A 23,577-nucleotide genomic window follows, 5' to 3' on the forward strand; every position below is an offset into this window, starting at 1 on the left:
GTTCTTCTGGTTGATTTGTTGTTTGGCTACACCGCCCGCTCAGGCAGGGGCGGTGGCGGCGTGCTTGCGGCAGCCACGGCGTAGCTCGCCGCGGACCCGCTTGGGGTTCTGCACCAGCATGAGGGACAGGTAATTGACCTTCTGCCCGGCCAGGCTGGCCACGTCGCGGACGATGCGCTCTTCCGGCGAGCCGACCTTCTCGATGAAGCAGCTGGTGGCGAGCAGGCCGCGGCGGGTCAGCAGATCGAGGATCTCGTCGAGCAGCGGCTTGACCTTCAGCAGCACCAGCGTGTCGAACTCGTCGAGCAGGCGCTCGACCACCGGCACGCCGTAGGCGGCGGGGATCACCGCGAAGGTCTCGTCCTCTTCGGCGAGGGACAGGCCGGTGCCGGCTGCGGCGGCGGCGAAGGAGCTGACGCCGGGGATGGTTTCGACCTCGACCTCCGGCGCCAGCTCGCGCACTACGCGGGCCAGGTGGCCGAAGGTGGCGAAGGTGGAGGCGTCGCCTTCGACGAGGAAGACCAGGTCGCGCCCCTCGCGAAGCAGCTCGACGGTGCGGCTCGCCGCACGGGACCAGGCCTTGGCGAGGGCGACCGGATCGCGGGTCATCGGGAAGACCAGCGCTTCGGCATCTTCCGGCACGGCCAGGCCGCCGCGTTCGACGATGCCGAGGGCGTAGGAGGACTCCTCGGCCTTCTTCACCGGGTACAGCCAGCGCGCGCTGGACTGCAGCGCAGCCCAGGCGCGGCGGGTGATGAGTTCGGGATCGCCGGGGCCGAGGGAGGCGCCGATCAGGCGCCCGAGGCGGGGAGCGGTCATTGCGGGTTTCCTTGCTGTTGGGGCGCGGCCGGGGTGGCCGAGACGATCCACACCGGGTTCTGCGCGGCGAGGCGGTGCATGTCGAGAATGGGCTGGCTGCGCGCGGCCTGCAGCTGGACGACATCCCACGTTGCGCCAGCTTCGGTGAGTGCGGCGGTAGCGGCGGCAAGGTTCTCCAGCGTCACGAAGTTCATCACCAGGCGTCCCTGCGGGCGCAGGCGGGCGAGGATCAGGCGGATCAGCTCGGCCAGTTCGCCGCCGGAGCCGCCGATGAAGACGGCGTCCGGATCCGGCCATTGGTCCAGCCCGGCCGGTGCCTTGCCTTCCACCAGTGTGTAGTTGCTGGCCTTCAGGCGGCGGGCGTTCTCGCGGGCGTTGTCGGCGTCGCCGGGGTTCTTCTCGATGGCCCACACGTGGCCTTCGTAAGCCAGGCGGGCGGCTTCGAGGCCCACCGAGCCGGAGCCGGCGCCGATGTCCCACACCCGGCTGTCGGGGCGCAGGCCCAGCTTGGCGAGGGACAGGGCGCGAGCTTCCTGCTTGGTGATGAGGCCTTTCTCGGGGGCGCGCTGCACGAAGTCGGCATCGTCGAAGCCGAAGGTCGCGCGGCTGTCGGGCGGCGTGATGCGCTCCAGTACGACGATGTTCGGATCGGGGAAATCCATGCCGGCAGCGTCGCCCAGCGGCAGGTCGGCAAACAGGGCCTCGTCCGGCAGGCACAGGCGGGCGGCGACCGACAGGCGGAAATCGTCCTGGTGGCCGGCGGCGATCAGCGCCCGGGCGATGCGCGCCGGGTTGTTGTCCGGGCCGGTGAAGGCGCCGATCAGCGTATGCCGGGAGGCGGCGCGGATGAGGGGGTAAAGGCCGTGCTCGGGCGTCGCACCGACCAGCCATTCGCCGGCGTCGCGGCTGTGCACCGAGGCGATGGCGGCGGCCTGCCAGCATTTCCTGAAGCGGGCGAAGGCCAGTTGCAGCGTGGACACGGCGGGATGCACGGTAATGGCATCGTTGCCGAGCTTGCCGGCCAGGAAGCTGGCGATGCCGTGGCACAGGGGATCGCCGGTGGCCAGCACCGTGCTGGTATGGCCGGCGCCGCGCGCCGCACGGACCCATTCCGGGACACGGCCGAGCTGGCCGTCCATCTCTCGTAGTTCCACCCTGGGAGGGAGGTAGGGGGCCACGAGGTCCAGCGTGCGGCGGGCGCCGATGAGGAGATCGGATTCGATGAGGACGGTGCGGGTCGGGTCGCCCAGACCGAACCAGCCGTCATCGAGGATGCCGACGATGCGGCACAGTTCAGGCGAGTTCATGTTCTTCCACGGTGACGATGGGCACGCCTTCGAAATTGCAGGCGAGCACGGTGAGACGATGCGGGCCGGGGTAGCGCTCGCGCAGGCTGCGGATGGCGCGCTCGGCGAGGGCCCGGTGGAAGGCGACGGTGAGGTCCAGCTCGGCCAGCCGCTCGGCGGCGAAGCGGGCTGTTTCGGCGGCGCGGATCTCCTCCACCAGATCGGGCGGAGCGCCGACTTCGGCGGCGGCCGAGGCGATCAGCTCCCGGTCCACCTCTTCTCGCCAGGCGTGGGTGACGGACAGGCCCTGGGCGATCTTGGTGAGCTTGCCGACCATGGCGCCGACGATGATGTGTGTCATGCCCTGCTTGACGGCGGTCTGGAAGGCCGCCTTGACGAAGTCACCCATCTGCACGAAGCAGGCTTCATCCAGCTCCGGGAAGCAGCGCATCGCGCATTTCTCGGTGCGCCCGCCGGTGGTGAACACCACGCTGGTCTGTCCCTGGTTGGCGGCCACGTCGACGGCCTGCACCACGCTGGCCCGGAAGGCCGCGGTGGAGTAGGGGCGCACGATGCCGGTGGTGCCGAGGATGGAGATGCCGCCTAGGATGCCAAGGCGGGCGTTGAGGGTCTTCTTGGCCATCTCCTCGCCGCCGGGCACTGAGATGGTCACCGCGATGCCGTCGCCGGCTTCGAGGATGGGAGCGCCGGCGGCGCGTACGTTGTCGGTGATGTTGCGGCGCGGCACCGGGTTGATCGCCGGGCCGCCCACGTCGAGACCGAGGCCGGGCTTGGTGACGGTGCCGACGCCGGGGCCGCCGCGCAGCACGATCTGGCCGGCGGCGCCGGGCAGGCGCTCGACCTCGGCGGTGAGGTGGGCGCCGTTGGTGGCGTCCGGGTCGTCACCGGCGTCCTTGATGCTGACCGCGCGGGCGTGCAGGCCGTCGGTCCACCCGTCGGTGATGGAAAAGCGCACCCGCTGGGTGTTGGGCAGCACGCATTCGATCGCCTCCGGCACTCGCCCTTGGACCAGCCCGAGGGTGGCGGCGGCGGCGGCGGCGGCGGAGTTGGCGCCGGTGGAGAAGCCCGTGCGGTTGCCGCGATCCCGCTTGGGATCGCCCTTGCGGACCTTCTCGGGGAGGACGTGACCAGCTGCCATCGGTGGCCTCAGGCGGCCTGGCGCTGGCGTTCTTCGGCCAGGCCCAGGATGGCGTGGATGGCCGCGACGACCAGCGTCGAGCCGCCCTTGCGGCCGCTGATGGCGACCCACGGAATGTCGCTGAGCTCCATCAGCAGGTCCTTGGATTCGGCTGCCGACACGAAGCCGACCGGCATGCCGACGACCAGGGCCGGGCGGACACTTTCCTCGCGGATCAAGCGAACGACCTCGATCAGCGCCGTGGGGGCATTGCCGATGCCGACGATGGCCCCGTCGAGAAGGCCGAGCCGGTGCGCCTTGCGCATGGCCTGCACGGCGCGGGTGGTGTCTTCGGCCTGGGCGGCGGCGATCACGTCCGGGTCGGAGATGAACTGGTGGGGCGTCATGCCGAAGTGCGCCAGGCGTGGCTTCGACAGGCCGACGCAGATCATCTCCACGTCGGCGACGACCGGCGTGTTGCCGGCCAGGATGCGTTCCAGCCCGGCCTGCATGGCCTGCGGGTGGAAGGCAGTGAGGCCGTTGAACTCGAAGTCGGCGTTGGCGTGGATCATCCGCCGCACCAGCGGCCATTGCTCGGCGCTGTAGGCGTGGGGGCCGGCCTCCCGGTCGATGATCGCGAAGGAGTCGTGCTCGATGGCGCGGCCGGCGGCGGTGAGCTGTTCGGTGACGGTGTTGGCGCTCATAGCGGGCTCAGGCGTGGGCGTGTTCATGGGGGTGTTCGTGACCATGGCCGTGCTCGTGGCCGTGGCCGCAGCCGGCATGGCCGGTGTGGGTGTGGCTGTGGTCGTGCAGGTGCTCGGCTTCGGCGGCCTGGCGGTACTTGCAGCCGTCGCATTCGAGCAGGCCGCCCTCCGGCAATTCGGCGCCGGCCACGCGGGCGTCGAGCAGGTCGAAGATGCCCTTGTCGAAACCGAAGTGAGTGCCCAGCGCGAAGGCGACCTGCGGGTACTGCTGGCGCAGGCGCTCCAGCTGGGCCTTGATGCGTTCGATCAGCACGCCGGTGAACAGGTACACCGGCACCACGCAGATCTGCGTCATGCCCAGGCGTACCTGGCGCTGGACGACGGTTTCGAGGCGCGGCCAGGTGACGCCGGTGAAGGCCAGGTCCACCAGCTCATGGTCGTTGTCCTCGAAGAGCCAGCGCGCCATGCGGGCCAGTTCGCCGTTGGCGCCGGCGTCCGACGAGCCGCGGCCGAGGAGGACCACGCCGGTGGTCTGGGGGTCGGGCATCGCCAGGGATTTCATCAGGCGGTCGAGCTGGGCCTGCAGCACGGCGAGGATCTCGCGGCCCATGCCCAGGTGGCGGGTGCAGCCGAAGTCCACGCCGGGGTGGCGGGCGCGGGCGTCCTCGATGGCGGCCGGCAGCTCCATCTTCACGTGGCCGGCGGCGTTGAGGATGAAGGGCAGCACGACCACGCTGCGGCTGCCCGTGGCGGCGCGGTCGAGGCCTTCGGCGAGCAGCACGTCGGCGTGCTCGATGAAGCACACTTCGATGCGCCAGGCCGGGTGACGTTCGCGCCACTGGGCGGCGAAGTGCAGGATTTCCTTGTTGCCGTCCCGGTTGCGGGAGCCGTGGCCGACAAGGAGCAGGGTGGTGTCGTTCATGCGGAAGTCTCTTCAGAAGCGGCCGAAGCCTTGCGGAAGCGGTGGCCGAAGGCCGGGTCGTAGAGCTTGGAGCGGGCCAGGGTCGGCCAGTCGGCGGCGCCCAGCGCGGGGCTGGCGATGATCATTGCCTGGCTGCCGATCTTCTCGGCCTGGCAGCGTTTCTTGATGTCGGCGAGGGTGCCGCGGACGATCTTCTCCTCGCCCGGCCAGCTGGCCTTCTGCACCACCACGATCGGCGCGTCCTCGGCCCAGCCGGCGGCGCGCAGCGCGCGCTGCACCTCGTGCAGCAGGGTGATGGACAGGAAGATGCACAGGGTCGTCTTGTGGGCGGCCAGGGCTTCCAGCTCCTCGCCCGCCGGCATCGGGGTGCGCCCGGCGACGCGGGTCAGGATCACCGTCTGCGTGACTTCCGGCAGCGTCAGGGTTTCGCCGGCCGCCGCCGCCGAGGCGAAGGCCGACGAGACGCCCGGCACCACCGCCCATTCGATGCCGGCGGCGGTGAGCGGGCGGGTCATCTCCACCAGTGCGCCGTACAGGCCGGGGTCGCCGGTCTGCAGGCGCACCACGGTGGCGTGGCGGGCGGTCTGGTCGAGGAGCCAGGCGCTCATCTCTTCCAGCGTCATGTCCTTGGAGTCGCGGATCTCGCAGCCGGGCGGCGCGAACAGCGTCGCCGCCTGATCCACCAGCGAGCCGGCGAAGAGGATCGCGCCGGCTTCTTCGAGCAGGCGGCGGCCCTTTACGGTGAGCAGCTCCGGGTCGCCCGGACCGGCGCCCACGAACCAGACCTTGCCGGCCATCAGGCAGCCTGCGGTGCGAAGCAGAAGCGCACTGCCGCATTGTCCTGGCGGCGACCAATGGCCTGCAGGGCGAGCAGCGTGAAGATCGGCTCGACCATCACGATGGCGGCGTAGGACGATGCGAAGGCGAGCCAGGCGGAGAAGGGCGTGGCGACCTCGCCGATGGCGAGCCAGAAGCCGACCATCAGCGTCACGCCGCTGTAGTAGGCGGCATCGAGCTTGAGGATGCTGCGCACATCCAGCTTGGCGAGACGCTGGCCGAAGGTGGCATGCACCAGCATCAGCGGCACGGCGAGGGACAGGGTGTTGACGCCCAGATGCACCAGGTCGGTCGGCTCGAACAGCAGGCCCTGGGCCAGCAGGCCGATGGCGAAGCCGAACAGGGCCGGCACGAAGCCGAGGGACAGGTAGATCGGCATGGCGCCTAGGAAATGCAGTTCGGACGGGCCGACCTTGAGGTGGAAGGCCTGCATGAACAGCGTGAACAGGACGCCGGCGATCAGCGTGCGGACGATCAGCTGCGGCTGCTTGAGGAGTTGGACGGACTGGCTGCCGAGCAGTACCACGGCGGCGGCGTTGGCGGCGACGATCTTGGCACTGGCGACGTACCCCGGCTCGATATGCATGTTTGCTTTCCTTCGTGTCGATTGAACGAAGTGCGGCGGGGCAACGGGGATGTGCAGAACAAATGAATACGGACCAGGCGGGTGCGGACCTGTGGCGGCGACGGCTCCGGAAAAAGGCAGGAGGAACGGGACGGCAACGGGTCTGGGCAAGCCCATCGGTCGGATCTGCCCACACCCCGGGGCCTGTACCACACCAAATCGTCACAGGCCGGTCTTCTGGCTCGCCTTCACTCTCGTCTGCCAACCTTCCCGGGAAAAACCCAGTGGCGTGAGGCAGATTCGTCAGGCTTACAGCAGCGGGGGCTGCGCCGGAATGGTCGGAGAGAGCATGCTCACCGACGTCACCGGACTTCCCGTTTCACCTTCCCTGCAGACGCAGGGTTGGCACCCGTAACGGCGCGGAGTCTAACCGTATGTCCTTGAAGCGTGCAAGCGTTCCGGATCCGCGCCGGAAAATCGCCACCCGTTTCGGGGAGCGACTTGGCCATTCCGGGAATTTGTCACATCGATTGGAGGGTAATCCCGCACCGTTATGGGATTGACCGGGCCTGCGGGCAGCGGAATACTTGCATCTGTAATAACCCGGATCCGCTTAGGCGGATCAATATCGCGTGGCGCCCTGATTCCCGTGCAACCTGATTCCTTTTCCCCTCCCGGCCGCGGTATGGCCTCGCCTTCCCTTCCGGACTCCTGTCCGGACAAGGACGAAGGGCGACGCGAGGAAACCAAGGCCAATACGCTGGATGCGGAGGCTGCGGCCCTCCTCGCCGACATCAACTCCTTCGATCTTGAGGCGGCGCGCAAGCGTGTCCAGGAGATCGATTCCCGTTACCTGGGGCTCAAGCGCTCGACCGAAACCTACCATGAAGTTCCGGGCAACGATTTCCCGACGGTGCGTCTGGGCGGACGGGCCGCTGCCGTGCAAAAAGACGAGGAGCCCGTACCGACACTACGGACGGGCGGCCTGCTGGACCAGCTGCGGGGCGAGGTGGCCATCCGTCAAAAGGCGGCGGACGATGCATCCGAGCGCGTCGACGTGGCCAGGACCAGTCTCGACCGGCGTCTGCGCGCCGCCTTCGAATATTTCCACGACCTGACGACCCAGCTCAACTATCTCAAGCCCAAGGTGGCGCGGAACTACATCTTCATGGATGCCGGAGATCCGTTCTGCAACCTGGCCTGGCTGGAGGGGTTTGCCGATTTCCGCACGCAGGCGGAGAGCGACGGCGGCCGCATCGAGCGGGTGACCCTCGGTTACACGTTGAAGGGCGGCGGGGTGCGTACCATCGAGCGAGCGGGCCATGGGGTCGAACGCCTGCGCCAGATGCTGTTCGATCTGGGGCTGCGTTTCGAATGCGTGGAGCGGCGCAACCGTCTGCGTGAGCTGGAGTCGGGCACCTTCACGGTGACCGACGAAATCTGCGTGCAGGTGGTATGGCGGGCTGACTTCGAAAACCGCGAGGTCATCGTGGAGTCGCGCAATCTCGAGCGTTTCGGCTTCGCCTCCTGTCGTCTGCCGGCGGACGCTGTTGGCTCCGAGTTGCTGGACGAGTTCGGCCGGCTCGTCCTCGGGCAAGCACACCGCTTCCGCAGCTATTTGGTGCGCTGACGTACCGTATTCACGGACGCCGTTCCTGCTCCGCTTCTGCGAGCAGGCTGGCGGCGACAGCTTCCGCAATTTTGACACCATCGACGCCGGCCGACAGGATGCCGCCCGCGTAGCCGGCGCCTTCGCCGGCCGGGTACAGCCCCTTGGTGTTGATGCTCTGCAAGTCCTCGCCGCGGGTGATGCGCAGCGGGGACGAGGTGCGCGTCTCGACACCGGTGAGCACCGCGTCGTACATGTTGAAGCCGCGGATTTGCCGGTCGAAGGCCGGAATCGCCTCGCGCATCGCGGTGATCGCGTAGTCGGGCAGTGCGCTGGCCAGGTCGCCGAGCAGCACGCCGGGCTTGTAGGACGGCTCCACGCCGCCCAGTGCGGTGGACGCCTTGCCGCGCAGGAAGTCGCCGACCAGCTGGGCCGGGGCCTCGTAGGTGCCGCCGCCGAGCACGAAGGCGTGGCTCTCCAGCTTGCGCTGAAATTCGATGCCAGCCAGCGGGCCGCCGGGGTAGTCCTTCGGGTCGATGCTCACCACGATGCCGGCGTTGGCATTGCGCTCGTTGCGCGAATACTGGCTCATGCCGTTGGTGACGACGCGGTTCGGCTCCGACGTGGCGGCCACCACGGTGCCGCCCGGACACATGCAGAAGCTGTACACCGCGCGGCCGTTGGAGGCGTGATGCACCAGCTTGTAGTCGGCGGCGCCGAGCAGCGGATGGCCGGCGTGGGGGCCGAGGCGGGCCTTGTCGATCAACGACTGCGGGTGCTCGATGCGGAAGCCCACCGAGAAGGGCTTGGCCTCCATGAAGACGCCCTTGTCGTGGAGCATCTCGAAGGTGTCGCGGGCGCTGTGGCCGAGGGCCAGCACCACGTGGTCGCTGCGCAGCTCGTCACCGGTGGAGGTGCGCACGCCGCGCACCTGGCCGTCCTCGACGATGAGGTCGGTAACGCGCTGCTGGAAGCGGATCTCTCCGCCCAGTTCGGTGATCTCGGCGCGCATCGTTTCGACCATGCCGACCAGCCGGAAAGTGCCGATGTGGGGCTTGGAAACGTAGAGGATCTCTTCCGGCGCACCGGCCTTGACGAACTCGGTCAGCACCTTGCGGCCGTAGTGCTTGGGGTCCTTGATCTGGCTGTACAGCTTGCCGTCCGAGAAGGTGCCGGCGCCGCCCTCGCCGAACTGCACGTTCGACTCGGGGTTGAGGGTGTTCTTGCGCCACAGGCCCCAGGTGTCCTGGGTGCGCTCGCGCACCGCCTTGCCGCGCTCCAGCACGATCGGCTTGAAGCCCATCTGGGCCAGGATCAGCGCCGCGAAGATGCCGCAGGGGCCGAAGCCGATGACGATCGGGCGGTGCGTGAAGTTGGGCGGGGCCTTGCCGATGAAGTGGTACTCGGTGTCCGGCGTCGGCTTGACGTGGATGTCGTCGGCGAACTTCTTCAGCAGCGCCGCCTCGTTCTTCACCTCCAGGTCGAGGATGTAGATGAAGCACAGGCGCACGTTCTTGCGCGCGTCGTAGCTGCGCTTGAAGACCTTGAAGCTGACGAGCTGATCGGCGGAGATGCCCAGGCGCTGGAGGATGGCGGCGGGCAGGGCCTCTTCCGGATGGTCGAGGGGGAGGCGGAGTTCGGAGAGTCGCAGCATGGCGGTCATGGCGGGGTAGTTGGTCCCGCAGATGGCTTTTCGGGCCGCGATTTTACAGCGTAGGGGTGGTGTTGCCGCAAGCCTGTGCGAGCAGTGCCTGGGACTGGATTGCGCAGGCCCGGCGGGTGCCGTGGTCGAGGGAGGCCAGCCAGGGCTCGGGCAGGCTGGCGGGGCCGTACAGGGCGCCTGCGAGCATGCCGGCGATGGCGCCGGTGGTGTCGGCATCGCCGCCGCGGTTGACCACGTCGATCAGGCAGGTCTCGAAGCTGTCAGTGTCGAGCAGGGCCTGGAAGACGGCGCGCAGGGTGTCCTTGATGAAGCCGGACGGGTTCTCCTCGCGTTTGCCATCGGGATCGAAGATCGGGAAGGCGTCGATCAGCGGGAGCAGGCGCTGGTGGACCAGCGCGTCGAGGTCGGCTCCCTGCAGCGCGTCCTGGATCATCAGCGCGATGGTTTCGGTGCCGGCGTCGGAGAGGGGATTGTGGTGGGTCAGGTGTGCTTGCACGCGGCAGGCGGTGCGCACCGCGTCTTCGGGCTGGCCGAGGGTGGCCAGGGCGACCGGCAGCACGCGCATGCAGGCGCCGTTGCCGGCGTCGTGCTCGCTGGGCGGGGCTGCGAGCCGGCCGGTGCGGCGGAATTCGATGATGCCGCGCCGCACGGTGTTGCCGATGTCCACCGGCTTGGCGCGCATCCAGGCGTCAAAGGCCTCGCCGATGGCGTGGGCGTCGATGTCGCCGGCGGCCAGGATGGCGTTGCCGAGGGCCAGCGCCATGGTGGTGTCGTCGGTGACCGCGCCGGGTTTGAGCTTGAGCCAGCCGCCGCCGCGGATCGTGCGGTGGCAACCGTGCTGGGCCTGGATCTCCCGCGGTGTCATGAATTCCACGGTGGCACCCAGCGCGTCGCCCAGGGCGAGGCCCAGATAGGCGGCCTCGGCCCGGGCGGCGACGGCGTTGGCCGGCCGTTCCACGGTGGCATGCGTGTCAGGCATGGGGCGGTGAATCGCCGGCCGCCGGTGCTCAGGCGCTGGGATACTCGATGGTGATGTCCTCGTCGCGGACGATCATCTGGCAGGCCAGACGCCACGGGGTGGGGAAGTCATCCACGTCCATCTTGGCTTCTTCTTCGGCGGACAGCTTGCCGAGTTCCTTCAGGGTCTTGCGCTCGCTGTTGGTCAATGGGCCGGCATGCTCGGCGCCGCCCTTGGTGATGTTGGTGACCTTGCACAGGCAGGTGCCGCATTCCCCGTTCTGACAGCCGAAGTCGATCGGGACGTGGTTCTCCTTGGCCAGTTCGAGCACGGTCTTCTTGTGGCTGCCAGCCACTGCATAGACGGTCTTGTCCTTGTGCATCGGGCTGGTGAAGGTGATGAGTGCCATGGTTTTCCTCCTACTTGAGTGATGCGGCCGACCGCCGGAATGGCGGAACCGCGGGTTCCACAACGATTCTCTCTGTCGCTGATGGTGGTGCTCTTTCAGGCGGCTCAGCCCGGGCGGACGACGACCTCGCCCTGCAGGACCTGGGCCTGACAGGCCAGGCGGTTCTGGCGGCCGGCCATCTGTTCCTGCAGGACCTTGGTCTCGAGCATCGACGGGTTGGCGAGGTTTTCCATGCCCTTGACGATCTTCATCATGCAGGTGCCGCACTCGCCCTCGCGGCAGCCGTAGGTGATGCCGGCGCCGACCTTTTCGGAAACTTCGATGAGGCGGGTGCCGGCGGGCACGGTGACGGCGACGCCGATGTCTTCAAACAGTACTTGTGCCTTGGGCATGGGGATGTCCTCCAGGAAATGGGTGGTTTCGGAATCGATGGGGGTCAGGCGAGTTCGGCGATGTCCACGACCCGGAAGGCCGCCTGACCGGTGAGCTGGAGGGCCAGGTTGCGGCCGAAGGCGTGGCAGTCGGCGAGCTCCTCGCCGGTGGGGATGAGCTTGAGCTTGATGCCGGGGCAGGGCACCCGCAGCTTGAGCCCGCGCAGGCGATCTTCGAGCATGCCGACCGCCTCGCCGCTCCAGCCGTAGGAGCCGAAGGCGGCGCCGAGCTTGCCCTTGAGGGGCACCTGGGTGAGGCAGGAGAGCAGGTCCCAGACCGGTTTGACGGCATCGCCGTTGATCGTCGGTGAGCCGATGGCAAGGCCGTCGGCCTCCTCGATGAGGTCCACGAAGGGGGTGACTTCGCCGCCTTGCAGGTCGTAGACGGATACGCGCACGCCGTCCACGGACTCGGCCCCGTCCTTGATGGCCTGGGCCATCACCGCGGTGTTGCCGTAGGCCGAGATATAAAAGATCACCAGGGTCTTGTCGCGCTGGCGGGCTTCGTTGGCGAGCTGGCTTTCGGCGAGCTGGCGGTAGCGCTTTACGTAGCCGCGCGGGGCGTCCCGGTGGATGGGGCCGTGGGCGGGGCAGATGAGATTGAGCTCCAGCGCCTCGACGAGGGGCAGGGCGGCCAGCACGTGCTCCCGGAAGGGCCGCATGATGTGCTGGTAGTAATACTCGAAGGAGAAGCGGAAGTCGCCGACCTTGTCGTTGAACAGGCGCGGGTCGCAGAAATGGCAGCCGAAGATGTCGCCGGAGAACAGGATGCCGTCCTCGACGAGGTAGGTGCATTGGGTGTCCGGCCAGTGCAGGAAGGGCGTGTGCAGGAAGCGCAGGCTGCGGTCGCCGAGGGATATGCTGTCGCCCTGGGTGACGGTGGTGAAATCCAGGGATTCGCCGTCGTGCTTGAGCAGGCCCTTCAACATCAGCGGCGCCCGGTGGGAGATGTACAGGCGCGCCTGGGGCGCCCGTCGCAGTAGTTCGGGCAGAGCGCCGGTGTGGTCGGGTTCCAGGTGGTTGAGGACGATGGTGGTGATCTCGTCGTAACGGGCCACCTGTTCGAGCCGGGAGAAGAACTCGTCGGCAAACTCCGCCTTCACCGTGTCGATGACCGCCACGCCCTCGCTGCCGCGGACGCAGTAGCTGTTGTAGGTGGTGCCGTTGGCGGTCTTGAGGATGATGTCGAAGCTGCGCAGGGTCGGGTCGAGGGCGCCGATCCAGTGCACGTCCTCCGCCACCGGAACGGCGTCGAAATCGCCGCCGGGCCGGCGCAGGCGAACCGGGGCGGAGATCATTCGGGGCCTCCGCTGCCGCAGGGCGGGGTGTCCGGCTTGTGGCTGCAGCCTTCGCCGGGCGGTGTGCCGAGAAAGCCCTCCGGTGTACGGCCCAGGCCGGCGGCGATGGCGGTCGGATCGAAACCGAGCAGGTGGGTGTCGCCGATGCGGATCAGCGGACGCCGGATCAGCAGCGGTTCGGCCAGCAGCACGGCAAGGGCTTCTTCACGGGACAAGGCTTCGGGGTCGATCTCGCCCGACTTGACCCTGGGCGCGGCCCGGTTGAACCAAGCCGGCGACGGATGCGGGGCGAGAAAGGCGAGCAGGCTGTCGGCGGTCCACGGCTGAGTGAGCAGGCTGCGGGTGGCGACATCGCACCCCGCAGCCCGCAAGCTGGCCACCTGCTTCGTGTTCGTCGAACAGCCGGGCTTTTCGAAGAACTCGATGGTCGTCATGGCAAGCTCCCGTCAGCTGCTGCTCACCTTGGCGGCGGTGCCTTCCAGCGCACCGGCGGCCTCCATCAGCAGTTGCAGCGGGATACCGGTGAGTGAGCCCGGCGGATTGAGGGCATCACCCAGTTCATCCACGATGGCCCCTTCAATGGGACAGATCGCCGCACACTGGGCGTCGGCGTAGTCGCCGGCGCATTCGGTGCACTTGTCCGGGTCGATTTCGAAGTGCGGGGAGGCCGAGTAGATCGCCTTGTTGGGGCAAAGGGGCTCGCAGGCCCAGCAGTTCACGCACAGGTCGTTGATTTCGAGTGCCATCGCAGCGCTCCTTGTTATGTGGGCTTGGGTGGGGCTCCCGGGGCGTCGCTATGGCGGACGGCGCTCCGGGAGCGGTCTGCATGCCTGGGTCAGGGCTGGAGACTCAGGCGGCAGACTGGGCGGGGGCTTCGACCGGGGCGACCAGCTTACCGGCGGCGGCCATCTCGGCATACACGGCCATCACCGCGTCCTCGATGCCTTCCATGGCGTGCTCGCCGTTTGGTGCGATGCCGGCTTCTTCCAGCATTCCCCAGGGCTCGTAGCCGATCTTCGAGCACAGCACCACTTCGCAGCCTTCCAGCGTCTTGACGGTCTGCTGCAGGGTGGTATCCGCGTCGCCGCAGGTGTCGCCGCCGCTGCAGTAGAGGTCGGTCTTGCGGTGGCCGAGGAAGCGCACGCCCTTCTCGGATGCCTCGTAGACCAGGAACTCCTTGGCGTGACCGAAGTGCTGGTTGATCACGCCGCCGCCGCTGGTGGCCACGGCCATCTTGACCGGCCGCAGGGCCTCCTTGGTGGCGAGGCCGCTCATGTCGAGGGCGACCAACTTCGGTGCCGGTGCGGCAGCCTTGGCGTTGCGCTTCTCTTCCAGTTCGGCGGCGATGCGGTCGCGGACTTCGGCGCGGCGGGCAGCTGCACCCTCCAGGTCGAGTTCGTACTCGGCGATCTTGTCGAGCGTGAACTCGGCACCGCGGTCCTCACCGAGCAGGCCGACGGCGTCGGCACGGCACTGGCGGCAGTGGCGCATCATGTTCATGTCGCCGGCGCAGGCGTCCTGCAGGGCCTGCAGTTCGTCCTGAGTGGGGCCACGCTGACCGGTCAGGCCGTAGTAGGTGCCGTGTTCGGCCTCGGCGATCAGCGGCATCACGTTGTGCAGGAAGGCGCCCTTGGACTTCACGACGCGGCTGACTTCCTTCAGGTGCTCGTCATTCACACCGGGGATCATCACCGAGTTCACCTTGACCAGAACGCCCTTGGCGATGCACGCCTCGAGGCCCTTCTGCTGCTGCTCGATGAGGATCGCGGCGCCTTCACGGCCCTTGATGCGCTTGTTGTTCCAGAAAATCCACGGATAGATCTTGGCGCCCACGTCGGGATCGACGCAGTTGATGGTGATCGTCACGTGGTCGATGTTGTGTTTGGCGATCTCGTCCACCGACTGGGGCAGCATCAGACCATTGGTCGATACGCACAGCTTGATGTCCGGAGCGTGTTCGCTGAGCATCTGGAAGGTCGCGAAGGTACGCTCGGGGTTGGCCAAGGGGTCTCCCGGCCCCGCGATGCCCAGAACGCTCATCTGCGGGATCTCCGAGGCGACGACCAAGGTCTTCTTGGCGGCCTGGTCGGGCGTGAGCAGTTCCGACACCACGCCGGGACGGGATTCGTTGGCGCAGTCGTACTTGCGGTTGCAGTAATTGCACTGGATGTTGCAGGCCGGGGCGACGGCCACGTGCATCCGCGCGAAGTGGTGATGGGCGTCTTCCGAATAGCAGGGGTGGTTGAACACCTTCTGCAGGATTTCGTCCGGGATCTGATTGAGCTGGTCCGCGGTCGAGCCGCAGGAATGCGAACTACACCCGCCGCCGCCGGATTCGGCGGTATTGCTGATCACTGGCAGTTCCATGGTTGGTCCCCACTCGGTTCGTTTGTGGGAATGGAATTGCAAGCCGCGTACCAGGTCGGATGGTTTGTTTAAGTTATTGAAATTTAAAGAATGTGGTGTTTTTGTGCGGTGAGCCTGTAGTGAATGTCACAGGGGCAGCGGCCCACAGCGTGAGGAATGCGACAGCTACACGCAAAACCGCGGCCGGAAGGCCGCGGTTGCTCGCGATATCAGGCGCGTATCGACATCATGTGCGTACCGGCACCAGGGCGGGTTCCGGCAGCAGCTGGCGGTTGATGGCGGCGAGCTTCTCTATCTGGCGGCTGACGTTGTATTGCACGCGCTCGGCGATGCGGTCGATGACGCGGCGCATGTCGTCGCCGAGCTCTTCCATCACGAGGGAGCGGTTCTTCATCTGGATGACGATGCGGCACAGCTTGTCCGCGCCGCCACGGGGACCGTTGATGTCGGACAGGCGCACGCTGACGGACTGGACGACGTGGCCGAAGCGGCCGAGGGCGCCCTGGATGCGCCGTGCGGCGTGGGTACGCAGGGTCTTGGCAGCAGGCAGGCCCTTGGCCTTGATCTGGACTTCCATTCTTATCTCCTTTGCGTTTTGGAAGGTCTACTGTATTGATGTAAATGAATCAGGTAAAGACGTATTAACTGAAGCTTTGTTTCGATATATTCGAAGTTTTACAAATGCCTTGGTGAGCCCGTGAATCTCAAGCATCTGTTCTATTTCTGGAAGACGGCGCGCAGTGGCGGCGTGGTCAAGGCCGGGGACGCCCTGCACGTCACGCCTCAGACCATCAGTGGGCAGATCCGCCTGCTGGAAGAGAGCCTGGATACCCAGTTGTTCACCCGCGACGGGCGCAGCCTGGAGCTGACTCCGGCCGGGCGCATGGCGATGGAGTACGCCGACGAGATGTTCTCGCTGAGTGCCGAACTGGAGCAGGCCCTGCGCCACTATCCGAAAGGGCGGCCGGTGGAGTTCCGAGTCGGCGTGTCGGACGCGGTGCCGAAATCGATCGCCTACCGTCTGCTGAGGCCGGCAGTGGATCCGGCCGATCCGGTGCGCATCATCTGCCGGGAATGGCGGCTGGACCGCCTGCTGACCGAACTGGCGGTGCACAAGCTCGATCTGGTAATCGCCGATTCGCCGATCCCGCCTAGTGTCGATGTGCGGGCCTACAACCACCGCCTGGGGGAGTCGGGCCTGAGTTTCATCGCTGCGCGTTCATTGCTGGGGGAACAGCTTGCCGAGTTCCCGGCCTGCATGGGCAGTCTGCCGACCCTGCTGCCCGGCGAGGATTCGGCGATCCGTCGCAAATTCGAGGATTGGCTGGATCGCAAGCGCTTGCGGCCGCGCATCGTCGGCGAGTTCGACGACACGGCCTTGATGACGGCTTTCGGTCGTGCTGGCGTCGGGGCTTTCGTGGTGCCGACCGCGATCGAGCAGGAGATCCTCGGCACAGGCGATCTGCTGGTGCTGGGGCGGGCGGAGGAGGTGCGGATCGAGTACTACGCGATCTCGGTCGAACGGCGCCTGACCCACCCCTGCGTACTGGCCATCTCGGATGCGGCCAAGGCCGGGCTGGAGGCGATGGGCAGCGGCGGCGTGGTGACCCAGGCCGAGCCGGGCTGAAAAAAAACCCTGCTCGGGCCGGAAGGCCGCGGGCAGGGCGAGGGTAGTGGCCGGTTGGTACTACTGGTACTGAAAGACGAATCAGCCGTTCTGCTGGATGCCGGCAAGCAGCCAGCCGCCGTTGCCGCTGCGCGGCTTGGTGAGGTGCCACAGTTCGTCGATGCCTTCCGGCGCGGCGTTGGGATCCTCGCGCAGCAGGCCGGTGAAGCGCACGCTGACGATGTAGCGTTCGGCTTCTTCGGCGACGTCGATGACTTCCGCGTTAAGGGAGATCACGTCGGTCTTCTGGGCGGAGGCCGGCTCGTCCATCCAGCCCATCTTGATTTCCGCAAACATCTCCGGCGTGGTGTATTCCCGCACGTCGTCCAGGTTGCGTGCATCGTTGGCGGCCTGCAGGCGGATGAAATTCACCTTGGCGTGGCGCACGAAGCCTTCGGCGTCGAAATCGGCCGGGATGTTACGGGCCGGCGTCGCGGCGACCGGGGCGGCTGCCGGGGCTGCGCTGCCGCCACCGAAAGCCGGCGTCGCGTTGCTGCTGTTGCTGCCGTAGGACTGGGGCGCGCCGGAATACTGCATCGGGCTCGCGCCCGCGCCGGCCAGCGCAGGCTGCTGGGAGGCCGCGCGACGGCGCATGAAGAAGCCGATCAGCGCGATGGCGGCGAAGGCGATCAGGGCCATCGTCATCATCGAGGCGAGTTCCTCACCGAAACCGAAGTGGGACGCCAGGGCGGCCAGGCCGATACCTGCGGCCAGACCAGCCAGCGGGCCCATCCACGAGCGCTTGGGGGTTGCGGCGGCGGCAGCGGCGCCGGCGGCCTGCTGGGTGTGGGGCGCGGCGGCGGCACCCGGTGCCTGGGCCGGGGTGGCCGGCGTGGCATTGGGGGACTTGGGCTGGCTGAGCTCCTGGCGCTGCATGCCCGAGGACTTGCCGCCGCCAAAGCGCTTGGCGGCGTCGGCATCACCGGTTACGAGGGTCAGGCCCAGCGCCAGTGCGGCGCCCATCAGGGCAAAGGATTTCATTCGTGTCTCCTGTGATTGGGGGTAGCGACCGCTGAAGGATAGCGGTTGCGGGAGTTAAATAAAATCAGAATTGTTTGTAGTAAAGCTTCGAAAAAAACTGAATGAATCCTGATCGCTTCAAGCGTGGGTGGCTGTCTGCATCAGCGTTTGCCGCCGAAGTCGGCGCAGGGATCGGTGCGCGGCGTGGGAGCGGTGTACCAGATGTAGGAATACGGGCGGGCCGAAGGGCCGGTGTCCGTCCCGTCGGCAGTCTCTTCAAAGGCAACGCTGACGACGCGCGCTTCGGGCTTGAGGCGGGCCAGCAACTGTGGAACGCCATAGTCGCTGCGCACGTGGCCATTGCCGGCGACCAGGATCGCCGGACGTTCGGCAAGGTGCATCAGTTCGGCGGCCATCGCGCCGTCGCGGGCACGCTGGGCGAGATGCATGGCGGGCACCCGGTTGGCGGGCAACTGCCCGCAGTGGCTGTCGAGCAGGTCGGCGTCGAGGGCCTGGGTGGCGGTGTCGGATAGCGGTCCGGCGGCCAGCGTGGCGGCGACGTCGGCGGGCAGGGCGCTGCTGCCGCTGCGCACGACGTCGCGGGCCTGGTCCCGGGGAAGGTTGGCGCCGATGACATCGATGCCGGCCCGCGCCAGCCCACCGAACAGGGGCTCATGTACCGGCCATTGCCAGGCTTTGGTATCGAAGCCGGCGCTTTCCAGCCCGGCCTGGATACGCTCGGAGTTGTCGGCGTGGAAACGTCGGCCCCGGTCCAGGTGTTCGGCAAGCACCGCCCGTGTGCCGAGGGCGGTGATGAGTTCGGCTCGAATACGGTGGTGGAGGGGGCTGTCGTGGATCTCGCCGAGGAGCAGGAAGTCCGCTTGGCGCAGCCGGGCGAGCAGTTCGGGCTGGCTGAGGCTTTGTCCGCTCCGGGTGTCGACGATGCGTTCGCCGGTGGGCGCGTTGGCCTGGGCGGTGGCATGAAGAATGAGGCCGGCGAAGAGGGCTGTCAGGCGTAGTTTCATGGTTCGGGGGCTCGGTTGGGCCGTCAAGGTCCGCAGGATGCCTGTGGACCCTGGCGGGTGGCCGGGAGTTCGCGGTACTTCGTGGGGGCTTGCATTCTTGCTCAGCGTGGCGCCGGGGCGTCGCTGCCTTCCGGAACATAGACGATGGAGCCATCCTTCATGCGATAGGCCACCCCGGCTTTCTCGCCGTCGCCGCTGCCGATGGCCCCGCTGGCCTTGTAGCGCTCCACTTTTTCGCCTTTCTTGATGGTGACTTCCATGGTCGGCTTGCCGGGATCGCTGATCACCGTCACCTCCTGCCGGCTGAACGGGTTCATCAGCGGGTTCTTGGCGATGGTGATGAGCAATGCGGCGATGACCACCAGGAAAATGTCGATGAGGTTGACCACCGACAGGATGGGATCTTCGGTTTCGGGTTCGTGCAAGAGCTTGAGGCCCATGGTCAGGCCTCCTGCCGCAAGCGCGCGATGTGGACGATCTCCTCGGCCAGCCAGCGGCGGCGCACGTTGGTGACCCAGAAGGTGATGGAGGCGGCAATGAGGGCCAGGATGACCGCGGAGAAGGCCACCGTCAGGTTGTGGGAGACCTGGGCCAGATCACCGTCGGACAGGGATTTGAGGGCCGGCCCCATGGGAATCATGGTGGCGACCAGCCCCAGCATGGGCGTCACGCGGCTGGCGATTCGCGGGGCTTCGAGCAGGGTGTGGGCAAGCAGGTCGAGTTCGTCCTCGGTAAGAGACGGGTTACTGCGGAAGGCATTGAGCAGCGGGCGGCCGCCGTCGCTCTTTCGTTGCCAGGCCAGTCGGGCGAATTCCCCGAGGGACCAGAAGGCGAACAGGAAGAGCAGGGCGATCAGGATCAGCGTGGGCAGCAGGAAGAACTGGGCCACGTCGTACATGGTGTTTTCGAGTTGATGATTCATGGTCAGTGGTATCGGTGTGTCGGAGGTCAGGAAGAGGGCGCGAGGCGGCCCCGCAGGGCACCACCCAGCGTGGCCAGCGTGACGAGGAGCAGGCCCGCGGCGGCCCGGCTGGGCGTTGGTGGTGTCGGCGGGGCGACCTTGTCGAGACGCAGGCCCTGGACGGGTGGCGGTGCGGCCGGTGCCGGCGGTACGTTCGGCGTGGCAGCGGCCGGCGCGGCGCGCGTGGCGCCGGACGTTGGCATGGCCGCAGGGCGGGCCTGGGCCAGGCCGAAGCCGACGAAGCTGCGCAGGGCAGCGTTGTCGCTGCGGACCTGGTGCCGTTCGGCCAGCTCCCGGTAGCGGGTCTTGAGCTCGTCGACGGTGGCCTTGTCGGCCTGCCAGTAGCCCTGGCGGGCGGCCTCCAGCATGCGCTCGATGCTCTGGGCGAGGGCGTGGGGGTTGTGGCGTTCGAACCAGTCGCGCAGGCCGAGGCGGTGCTTGTCGCGGACGTAGACGTCCACGAATTCCTGCCACTGGTCGTCGCGCACGATCTCCCGCGCCACGGCCTGCCAGCCTGAGAAGTTGTTGATACCGTCGAGCACCTGGAGGGTGCCGGCGTAGCCTTCCTTCATCAGGCCTTGGATGTAGCCGGGATGGAAGTTGCGGGTGGCCAATTCCTTGGCGAGGAAGCCAGCGGCGCCTTCCACCTTGCCGCCGCCCTGGCCGCGCAGGTTGGAAACATAGAGTTCTGGCGCCTTGCCATCCAGATGGCGGACGGCGAGGGCGATGCCGCCCAGGTACTGGAAGGGGTCGTCGGTGGTGAGCATGCCGTACAGATTGGAGCTGCGCGACAGCACCGCGCCCTCGGTGCCCTTCAGATGGGCGGCGTAGAGGTTCTCGCCGCCAGCGCCGGGCTGGCCCCAGCTCGCTTCGTCCGGGCCGTAGGCGAACTGCATGCGCGACAGGTACAGGCGGGCCAGCTTGCGGTCGCCTTCGGCCTTGCCCTTCCAGGTGTCGGTGGCCAGCGCGGCGTCGTCCAGGCCGGTGCCGTAGCGGCCGGACTCGGAGGAGAAGATGCGTGTCTGCGCAGCGTTGAGGGCCTGGGTTTCGCCCCAGCCGCGGGCGCGCAGCTCAGTCTGGATGCGGCGGGTGTTGGCGGCCACCGGGTTGTCGGCCTCGTCGGCTTCGGCGGCGAGTTTGGCGGCCTTGGCGAGCAGGCGCATCACGTTGGGAAAATGATCGCGATAAAGCCCAGTGGCGGATAGCACCACGTCCACCCGTGGGCGGCCGAGGATTTGTCGCGGAATGAGCCTGACGTCTTCGACCCGTCCGCCGGCGTCCCAGACCGGCTCCACGCCCATGGCCCACAGGGCCTGGGCTTCGAGCAGGCCGAAGTGGCGCATGGTCTCCACCGACCACAGGGTGAAGGTGAGCTTCTGCGGAAGCTTGCCGTTCTTGGCCTTGTGGGTGGCGAGGAGCTGTTCGAGCGCTTCCCGACCGGCTTCCCAGGCGGCCTGCGTCGGCACCCGGGAGGGGTCGAAGCCGTACAGGTTACGTCCGGTGGGCAGGGCGTCGGGGTTCTTGATCGGGTCGCCGCCGTAGCTGGTCGGGATGTAGCGGCCTTCCAGGCCGGCGAGCAGGGCTGTCAGCTCAGGGGCCGCGTCCAGCGCGGCATACCATTGGCGGGCCCGTTCGGCCGCGGTACGGGCCTTGGCGGGGAGGGACGCGAGGTCGGCCTGGCCGGTGACGATGGCCTTCAGCCGCCGGTAGGGTGTCGATTCCCTGAGGCGCGCATAGTCGCCGACCAGCATTTCGTCGGCCTCTTCGCCGGGGCCGGCGACGCCTTCCCAGAAGTCCTTGCCGACCATCATCAGCACCGTGGCCAGCCGTGCGTCTTCGCCGGCCCCCTGGCCGAAGGTGTGCAGGCCGAGGGGTTGGGCCGTGCGGGCCAGTTCGTGGAGATGGTCGTGCACCTCGCTGAGAAAGGCCGGAAACTGCGCCTCGATGCGAGCCTCGGACCAGCCCAGGTCGCGCTCGATGTGTTCCTTGCGCACCCCGGCCAGGAACTCGGCGCGCAGCTTGTCCTTCACGGCGCCGTCGTCCTGGGCCAGCCAGCTGTGGAGCAGGTCGTGGATGCGGGTCAGCGCGGCGTGCAGGCCGGCGGGGGCGAAGGGCGGCGTCTGGTGGCTGACGATGGTGGCGCGGCCCCGCCGCTTGGCCTGGGTGGCTTCGCCGATGTTGTCCACGATGTAGGGGTACAGCACCGGCACGTCGCCGACGGCGAGCATCGGAAAATCGCTGACGGCCAGCCCGCGCTCCTTGCCGGGCAACCACTCCTGGCTGCCGTGGGTGCCGTAGTGGATGAAGGCGTCGCTCTTGGCCTGTTCCCGCGCCCACAGGTAGGCGGCCATGTAGAAGTGGGACGGGGCGGCGCTGGACGAATGGTAGAGCGCCTTTTCCTTGTCCTCCCCGCGTTCGCCGCGGGGTGGCTGGGGCAGCAGGCTGACGTGGCCGAGCTTCAGGCGGGGGATGACGAACCAGGCCTGGCCGTCCTGGTGGACGACCATCGACGAGCGTTCGGGCTCGCCCCAGCGTTCTTTCATCTGTTTCTGCACGGCTTCGGGCAGGCTGGCCAGCCAGTGCCGATAGGTCGTTAGCGGCAGGCGTTCGGCGAGGCCGTCGCGCAGCAGGGATTCCAGTTCCCGCTGATCGCCGGCGGGCTGGTAGTAGGGGGCGAGCAGGCGTTGCAGCGACAGGGTGAGCTCGGTTTCGCCCGGTGTCTCGGTGTCGTAGCCCCGCGTCCGCAGGGCGGCCAGCGTGCCGACCAGGCTGCGCGGCAGGTTCATGAACGAGGCTGAGAGGTTCTTTTCGCCCGGCGGGTAGTTCCAGAGGAAGATCGTGACACGCTTGTCGGTGTTGGCGGTGCGTTGCAGGCGGGCCAGCCGCACGGCCTTGGCGACGACGGCTGCGGCCTGTCCGGCGATGGGGGCGATCTGGTCGTCGGACTTGCGGGTGGCGGCGGCGATCTGGATGTCGGTGACGCCGGCGTATTCGGCCTGGGCCAGGTAGAAGGGCACGTCCATCAGCGCCACGCCTTGCGGGTCGGCGGCCCACGCGGCTTCGTCGCCCTTGCGGTAGGGCATGGCCTGTACGACGGGGATGCCCAGGTCGGCGAACTCGGTGCGTCGCCCGTCCGGGTTGAGCATGATCTGGGTGTTGATCAGCGCGTTGGCAAGGGTGCGTCCGTCGACGCGCAGCATGCGCCGCACGGCATCCGGGTCCATGACCGGGCTGTAGAAGGGCAGGGGTACGGCGCCGCTCTGCTCTATGCGGCGGATCAGATCGTCGATGAAGGCGGTCTGCTCGGCGGCGATGTACTGCTGGTGCAGCGCGATGGCGATGACTGGCGCGGTGGGCGTGGGGCTGCCGGTCTTCCAGCGCAGGTAGGCGGCGGGCTCGGTGAAGACCAGGCCGGGATGGTCCGGGTGATAGACGCCGCTCTTGGGGAAGACGACGGGCTCGCGGATGCCGCCCGCCGGCTTGCCATCCAGGTGCGCGGCGAGGGTGGCCAGGAAGGCGTCGAAGTTGAGGGCACCGCCGTTTACATAGTAGGTATGCAGGCGCCGGGCCAACCCGTCCGGCAGGCCCTGCCAGCGGGGATTGCCTTCGTGCAGCCACAGGAAGGGCTGCTTGAGGCCCGGCAGGGCGCCGGCCAGGCGGGTCTCGACGAAGGCCTGCAGATGCTCCCGCGGCGTGTCGAACAGCACCAGGTCGTAACCCCGGAACAGCGCCGGCCCGCTGTCGGCGGGCAGCCTCTCGGCGAAGCGGGCTTCCAGTTGCAGGCCATGTGCCTTAGCCGTTTCGGCCAGCTTGAGGAACTTGCCCGGCTGGACCGGAGAGGTGCTGATGACGAGGATCCGGCCGGCGAGCGCTTCACCGCTGCCACTGAGCAGGATCAGGCAGAGCACGGGCGCGAGCAGGCGGCCGAGCCGGATGAACAGCCGGTGGGCGGTGCGCAT

At 67.6% G+C, this 23,577-nt stretch carries 23 protein-coding genes and 1 riboswitch; of the genes, 2 read left to right on the forward strand and 21 right to left on the reverse strand.

Annotation, left to right across the window (positions count from 1 at the left end):
• Positions 1-39: 39 nt before the first annotated feature.
• The 7 genes from cobI to B4920_RS02810 are packed head-to-tail and all read right to left on the reverse strand — an operon-like array spanning position 40 to position 6,292.
• A complete protein-coding gene (gene cobI / locus B4920_RS02780; RefSeq protein ID WP_079433061.1) occupies positions 40-819 on the reverse strand; it encodes a precorrin-2 C(20)-methyltransferase in 780 nt (259 codons plus the stop codon).
• A complete protein-coding gene (cbiE, locus tag B4920_RS02785; protein ID WP_079433062.1) occupies positions 816-2,126 on the reverse strand; it encodes a precorrin-6y C5,15-methyltransferase (decarboxylating) subunit CbiE in 1,311 nt (436 codons plus the stop codon). The genes cobI and cbiE overlap by 4 nt, the downstream gene beginning before the upstream one ends.
• Complete coding sequence (locus B4920_RS02790; protein ID WP_079433063.1) at positions 2,113-3,264, reverse strand: cobalt-precorrin-5B (C(1))-methyltransferase; 1,152 nt, start codon at positions 3,262-3,264, stop codon at positions 2,113-2,115. Before B4920_RS02790 ends, cbiE begins: the two co-directional genes overlap by 14 nt.
• A gap of 8 nt (positions 3,265-3,272) precedes the next feature.
• Positions 3,273-3,947: a precorrin-8X methylmutase gene (locus B4920_RS02795; RefSeq protein ID WP_079433064.1), complete on the reverse strand. Its 675-nt coding sequence runs from the start codon at positions 3,945-3,947 to the stop codon at positions 3,273-3,275.
• Positions 3,948-3,954: 7 nt separating this feature from the next.
• The gene (locus B4920_RS02800; protein WP_079433065.1) at positions 3,955-4,869 is read right to left on the reverse strand and encodes a sirohydrochlorin chelatase; all 915 of its coding nucleotides are present in this window, start codon (positions 4,867-4,869) and stop codon (positions 3,955-3,957) included.
• Entirely contained in the window at positions 4,866-5,666 is an 801-nt protein-coding gene (gene cobM, locus B4920_RS02805) for a precorrin-4 C(11)-methyltransferase (protein ID WP_079433066.1), read from the reverse strand. Before cobM ends, B4920_RS02800 begins: the two co-directional genes overlap by 4 nt.
• A complete protein-coding gene (locus tag B4920_RS02810; RefSeq protein WP_079433067.1) occupies positions 5,666-6,292 on the reverse strand; it encodes an energy-coupling factor ABC transporter permease in 627 nt (208 codons plus the stop codon). Before B4920_RS02810 ends, cobM begins: the two co-directional genes overlap by 1 nt.
• 188 nt (positions 6,293-6,480) lie before the next feature.
• Positions 6,481-6,699, reverse strand: a riboswitch (cobalamin riboswitch).
• A gap of 257 nt (positions 6,700-6,956) precedes the next feature.
• Between B4920_RS02810 and B4920_RS02815 the strand changes: the two genes are divergently transcribed.
• Positions 6,957-7,901, forward strand: a complete 945-nt coding sequence (locus tag B4920_RS02815; RefSeq protein ID WP_079433068.1) for a hypothetical protein — start codon at positions 6,957-6,959, stop codon at positions 7,899-7,901.
• Positions 7,902-7,911: 10 nt separating this feature from the next.
• Here the strand turns inward: B4920_RS02815 and B4920_RS02820 are convergent, their stop codons facing one another.
• The 9 genes from B4920_RS02820 to B4920_RS02860 form a co-directional block, all read right to left on the reverse strand.
• Positions 7,912-9,534 carry an NAD(P)/FAD-dependent oxidoreductase gene (locus tag B4920_RS02820; RefSeq protein ID WP_079433129.1) on the reverse strand — a complete coding sequence of 541 codons (1,623 nt, stop codon included), beginning with the start codon at positions 9,532-9,534 and terminating at the stop codon, positions 7,912-7,914.
• A 52-nt stretch (positions 9,535-9,586) separates the two neighbouring features.
• Entirely contained in the window at positions 9,587-10,522 is a 936-nt protein-coding gene (gene draG / locus B4920_RS02825; RefSeq protein ID WP_079433069.1) for an ADP-ribosyl-[dinitrogen reductase] hydrolase, read from the reverse strand.
• 28 nt (positions 10,523-10,550) lie between these two features.
• On the reverse strand, positions 10,551-10,910 hold the full coding sequence (locus B4920_RS02830; protein ID WP_079433070.1) for a 2Fe-2S iron-sulfur cluster binding domain-containing protein: 360 nt from the start codon (positions 10,908-10,910) through the stop codon (positions 10,551-10,553).
• 104 nt (positions 10,911-11,014) lie between these two features.
• Entirely contained in the window at positions 11,015-11,302 is a 288-nt protein-coding gene (locus B4920_RS02835) for a 2Fe-2S iron-sulfur cluster binding domain-containing protein (protein WP_079433071.1), read from the reverse strand.
• 44 nt (positions 11,303-11,346) lie between these two features.
• The gene (locus B4920_RS02840; RefSeq protein WP_079433072.1) at positions 11,347-12,639 is read right to left on the reverse strand and encodes an FprA family A-type flavoprotein; all 1,293 of its coding nucleotides are present in this window, start codon (positions 12,637-12,639) and stop codon (positions 11,347-11,349) included.
• A complete protein-coding gene (locus B4920_RS02845; RefSeq protein WP_079433073.1) occupies positions 12,636-13,073 on the reverse strand; it encodes an ArsC/Spx/MgsR family protein in 438 nt (145 codons plus the stop codon). Before B4920_RS02845 ends, B4920_RS02840 begins: the two co-directional genes overlap by 4 nt.
• A gap of 12 nt (positions 13,074-13,085) precedes the next feature.
• Positions 13,086-13,385, reverse strand: a complete 300-nt coding sequence (locus B4920_RS02850; protein WP_079433074.1) for a 4Fe-4S binding protein — start codon at positions 13,383-13,385, stop codon at positions 13,086-13,088.
• 103 nt (positions 13,386-13,488) lie between these two features.
• The gene (nifB, locus tag B4920_RS02855) at positions 13,489-15,006 is read right to left on the reverse strand and encodes a nitrogenase cofactor biosynthesis protein NifB (RefSeq protein WP_079433075.1); all 1,518 of its coding nucleotides are present in this window, start codon (positions 15,004-15,006) and stop codon (positions 13,489-13,491) included.
• Between the two features lie 226 nt (positions 15,007-15,232).
• Positions 15,233-15,583: an HPF/RaiA family ribosome-associated protein gene (locus tag B4920_RS02860; RefSeq protein ID WP_079433076.1), complete on the reverse strand. Its 351-nt coding sequence runs from the start codon at positions 15,581-15,583 to the stop codon at positions 15,233-15,235.
• A gap of 120 nt (positions 15,584-15,703) precedes the next feature.
• On the opposite strand from B4920_RS02860, the gene nhaR reads away from it, so the two are divergent.
• Positions 15,704-16,633, forward strand: a complete 930-nt coding sequence (gene nhaR / locus B4920_RS02865) for a transcriptional activator NhaR (RefSeq protein WP_079433077.1) — start codon at positions 15,704-15,706, stop codon at positions 16,631-16,633.
• A gap of 81 nt (positions 16,634-16,714) precedes the next feature.
• Here the strand turns inward: nhaR and B4920_RS02870 are convergent, their stop codons facing one another.
• The 5 genes from B4920_RS02870 to cobN form a co-directional block, all read right to left on the reverse strand.
• A complete protein-coding gene (locus B4920_RS02870; protein ID WP_079433078.1) occupies positions 16,715-17,653 on the reverse strand; it encodes a Tim44 domain-containing protein in 939 nt (312 codons plus the stop codon).
• A gap of 140 nt (positions 17,654-17,793) precedes the next feature.
• Positions 17,794-18,657 carry a ChaN family lipoprotein gene (locus tag B4920_RS02875; RefSeq protein ID WP_079433079.1) on the reverse strand — a complete coding sequence of 288 codons (864 nt, stop codon included), beginning with the start codon at positions 18,655-18,657 and terminating at the stop codon, positions 17,794-17,796.
• A gap of 101 nt (positions 18,658-18,758) precedes the next feature.
• The gene (locus tag B4920_RS02880; protein WP_079433080.1) at positions 18,759-19,097 is read right to left on the reverse strand and encodes a DUF2149 domain-containing protein; all 339 of its coding nucleotides are present in this window, start codon (positions 19,095-19,097) and stop codon (positions 18,759-18,761) included.
• Between the two features lie 2 nt (positions 19,098-19,099).
• The gene (locus tag B4920_RS02885) at positions 19,100-19,579 is read right to left on the reverse strand and encodes a MotA/TolQ/ExbB proton channel family protein (RefSeq protein WP_079433081.1); all 480 of its coding nucleotides are present in this window, start codon (positions 19,577-19,579) and stop codon (positions 19,100-19,102) included.
• Between the two features lie 26 nt (positions 19,580-19,605).
• Positions 19,606-23,577, reverse strand: a complete 3,972-nt coding sequence (cobN, locus tag B4920_RS02890) for a cobaltochelatase subunit CobN (protein WP_079433082.1) — start codon at positions 23,575-23,577, stop codon at positions 19,606-19,608.

This window comes from Zoogloea sp. LCSB751 (assembly GCF_002028455.1).
Classification (GTDB): domain Bacteria; phylum Pseudomonadota; class Gammaproteobacteria; order Burkholderiales; family Rhodocyclaceae; genus Zoogloea.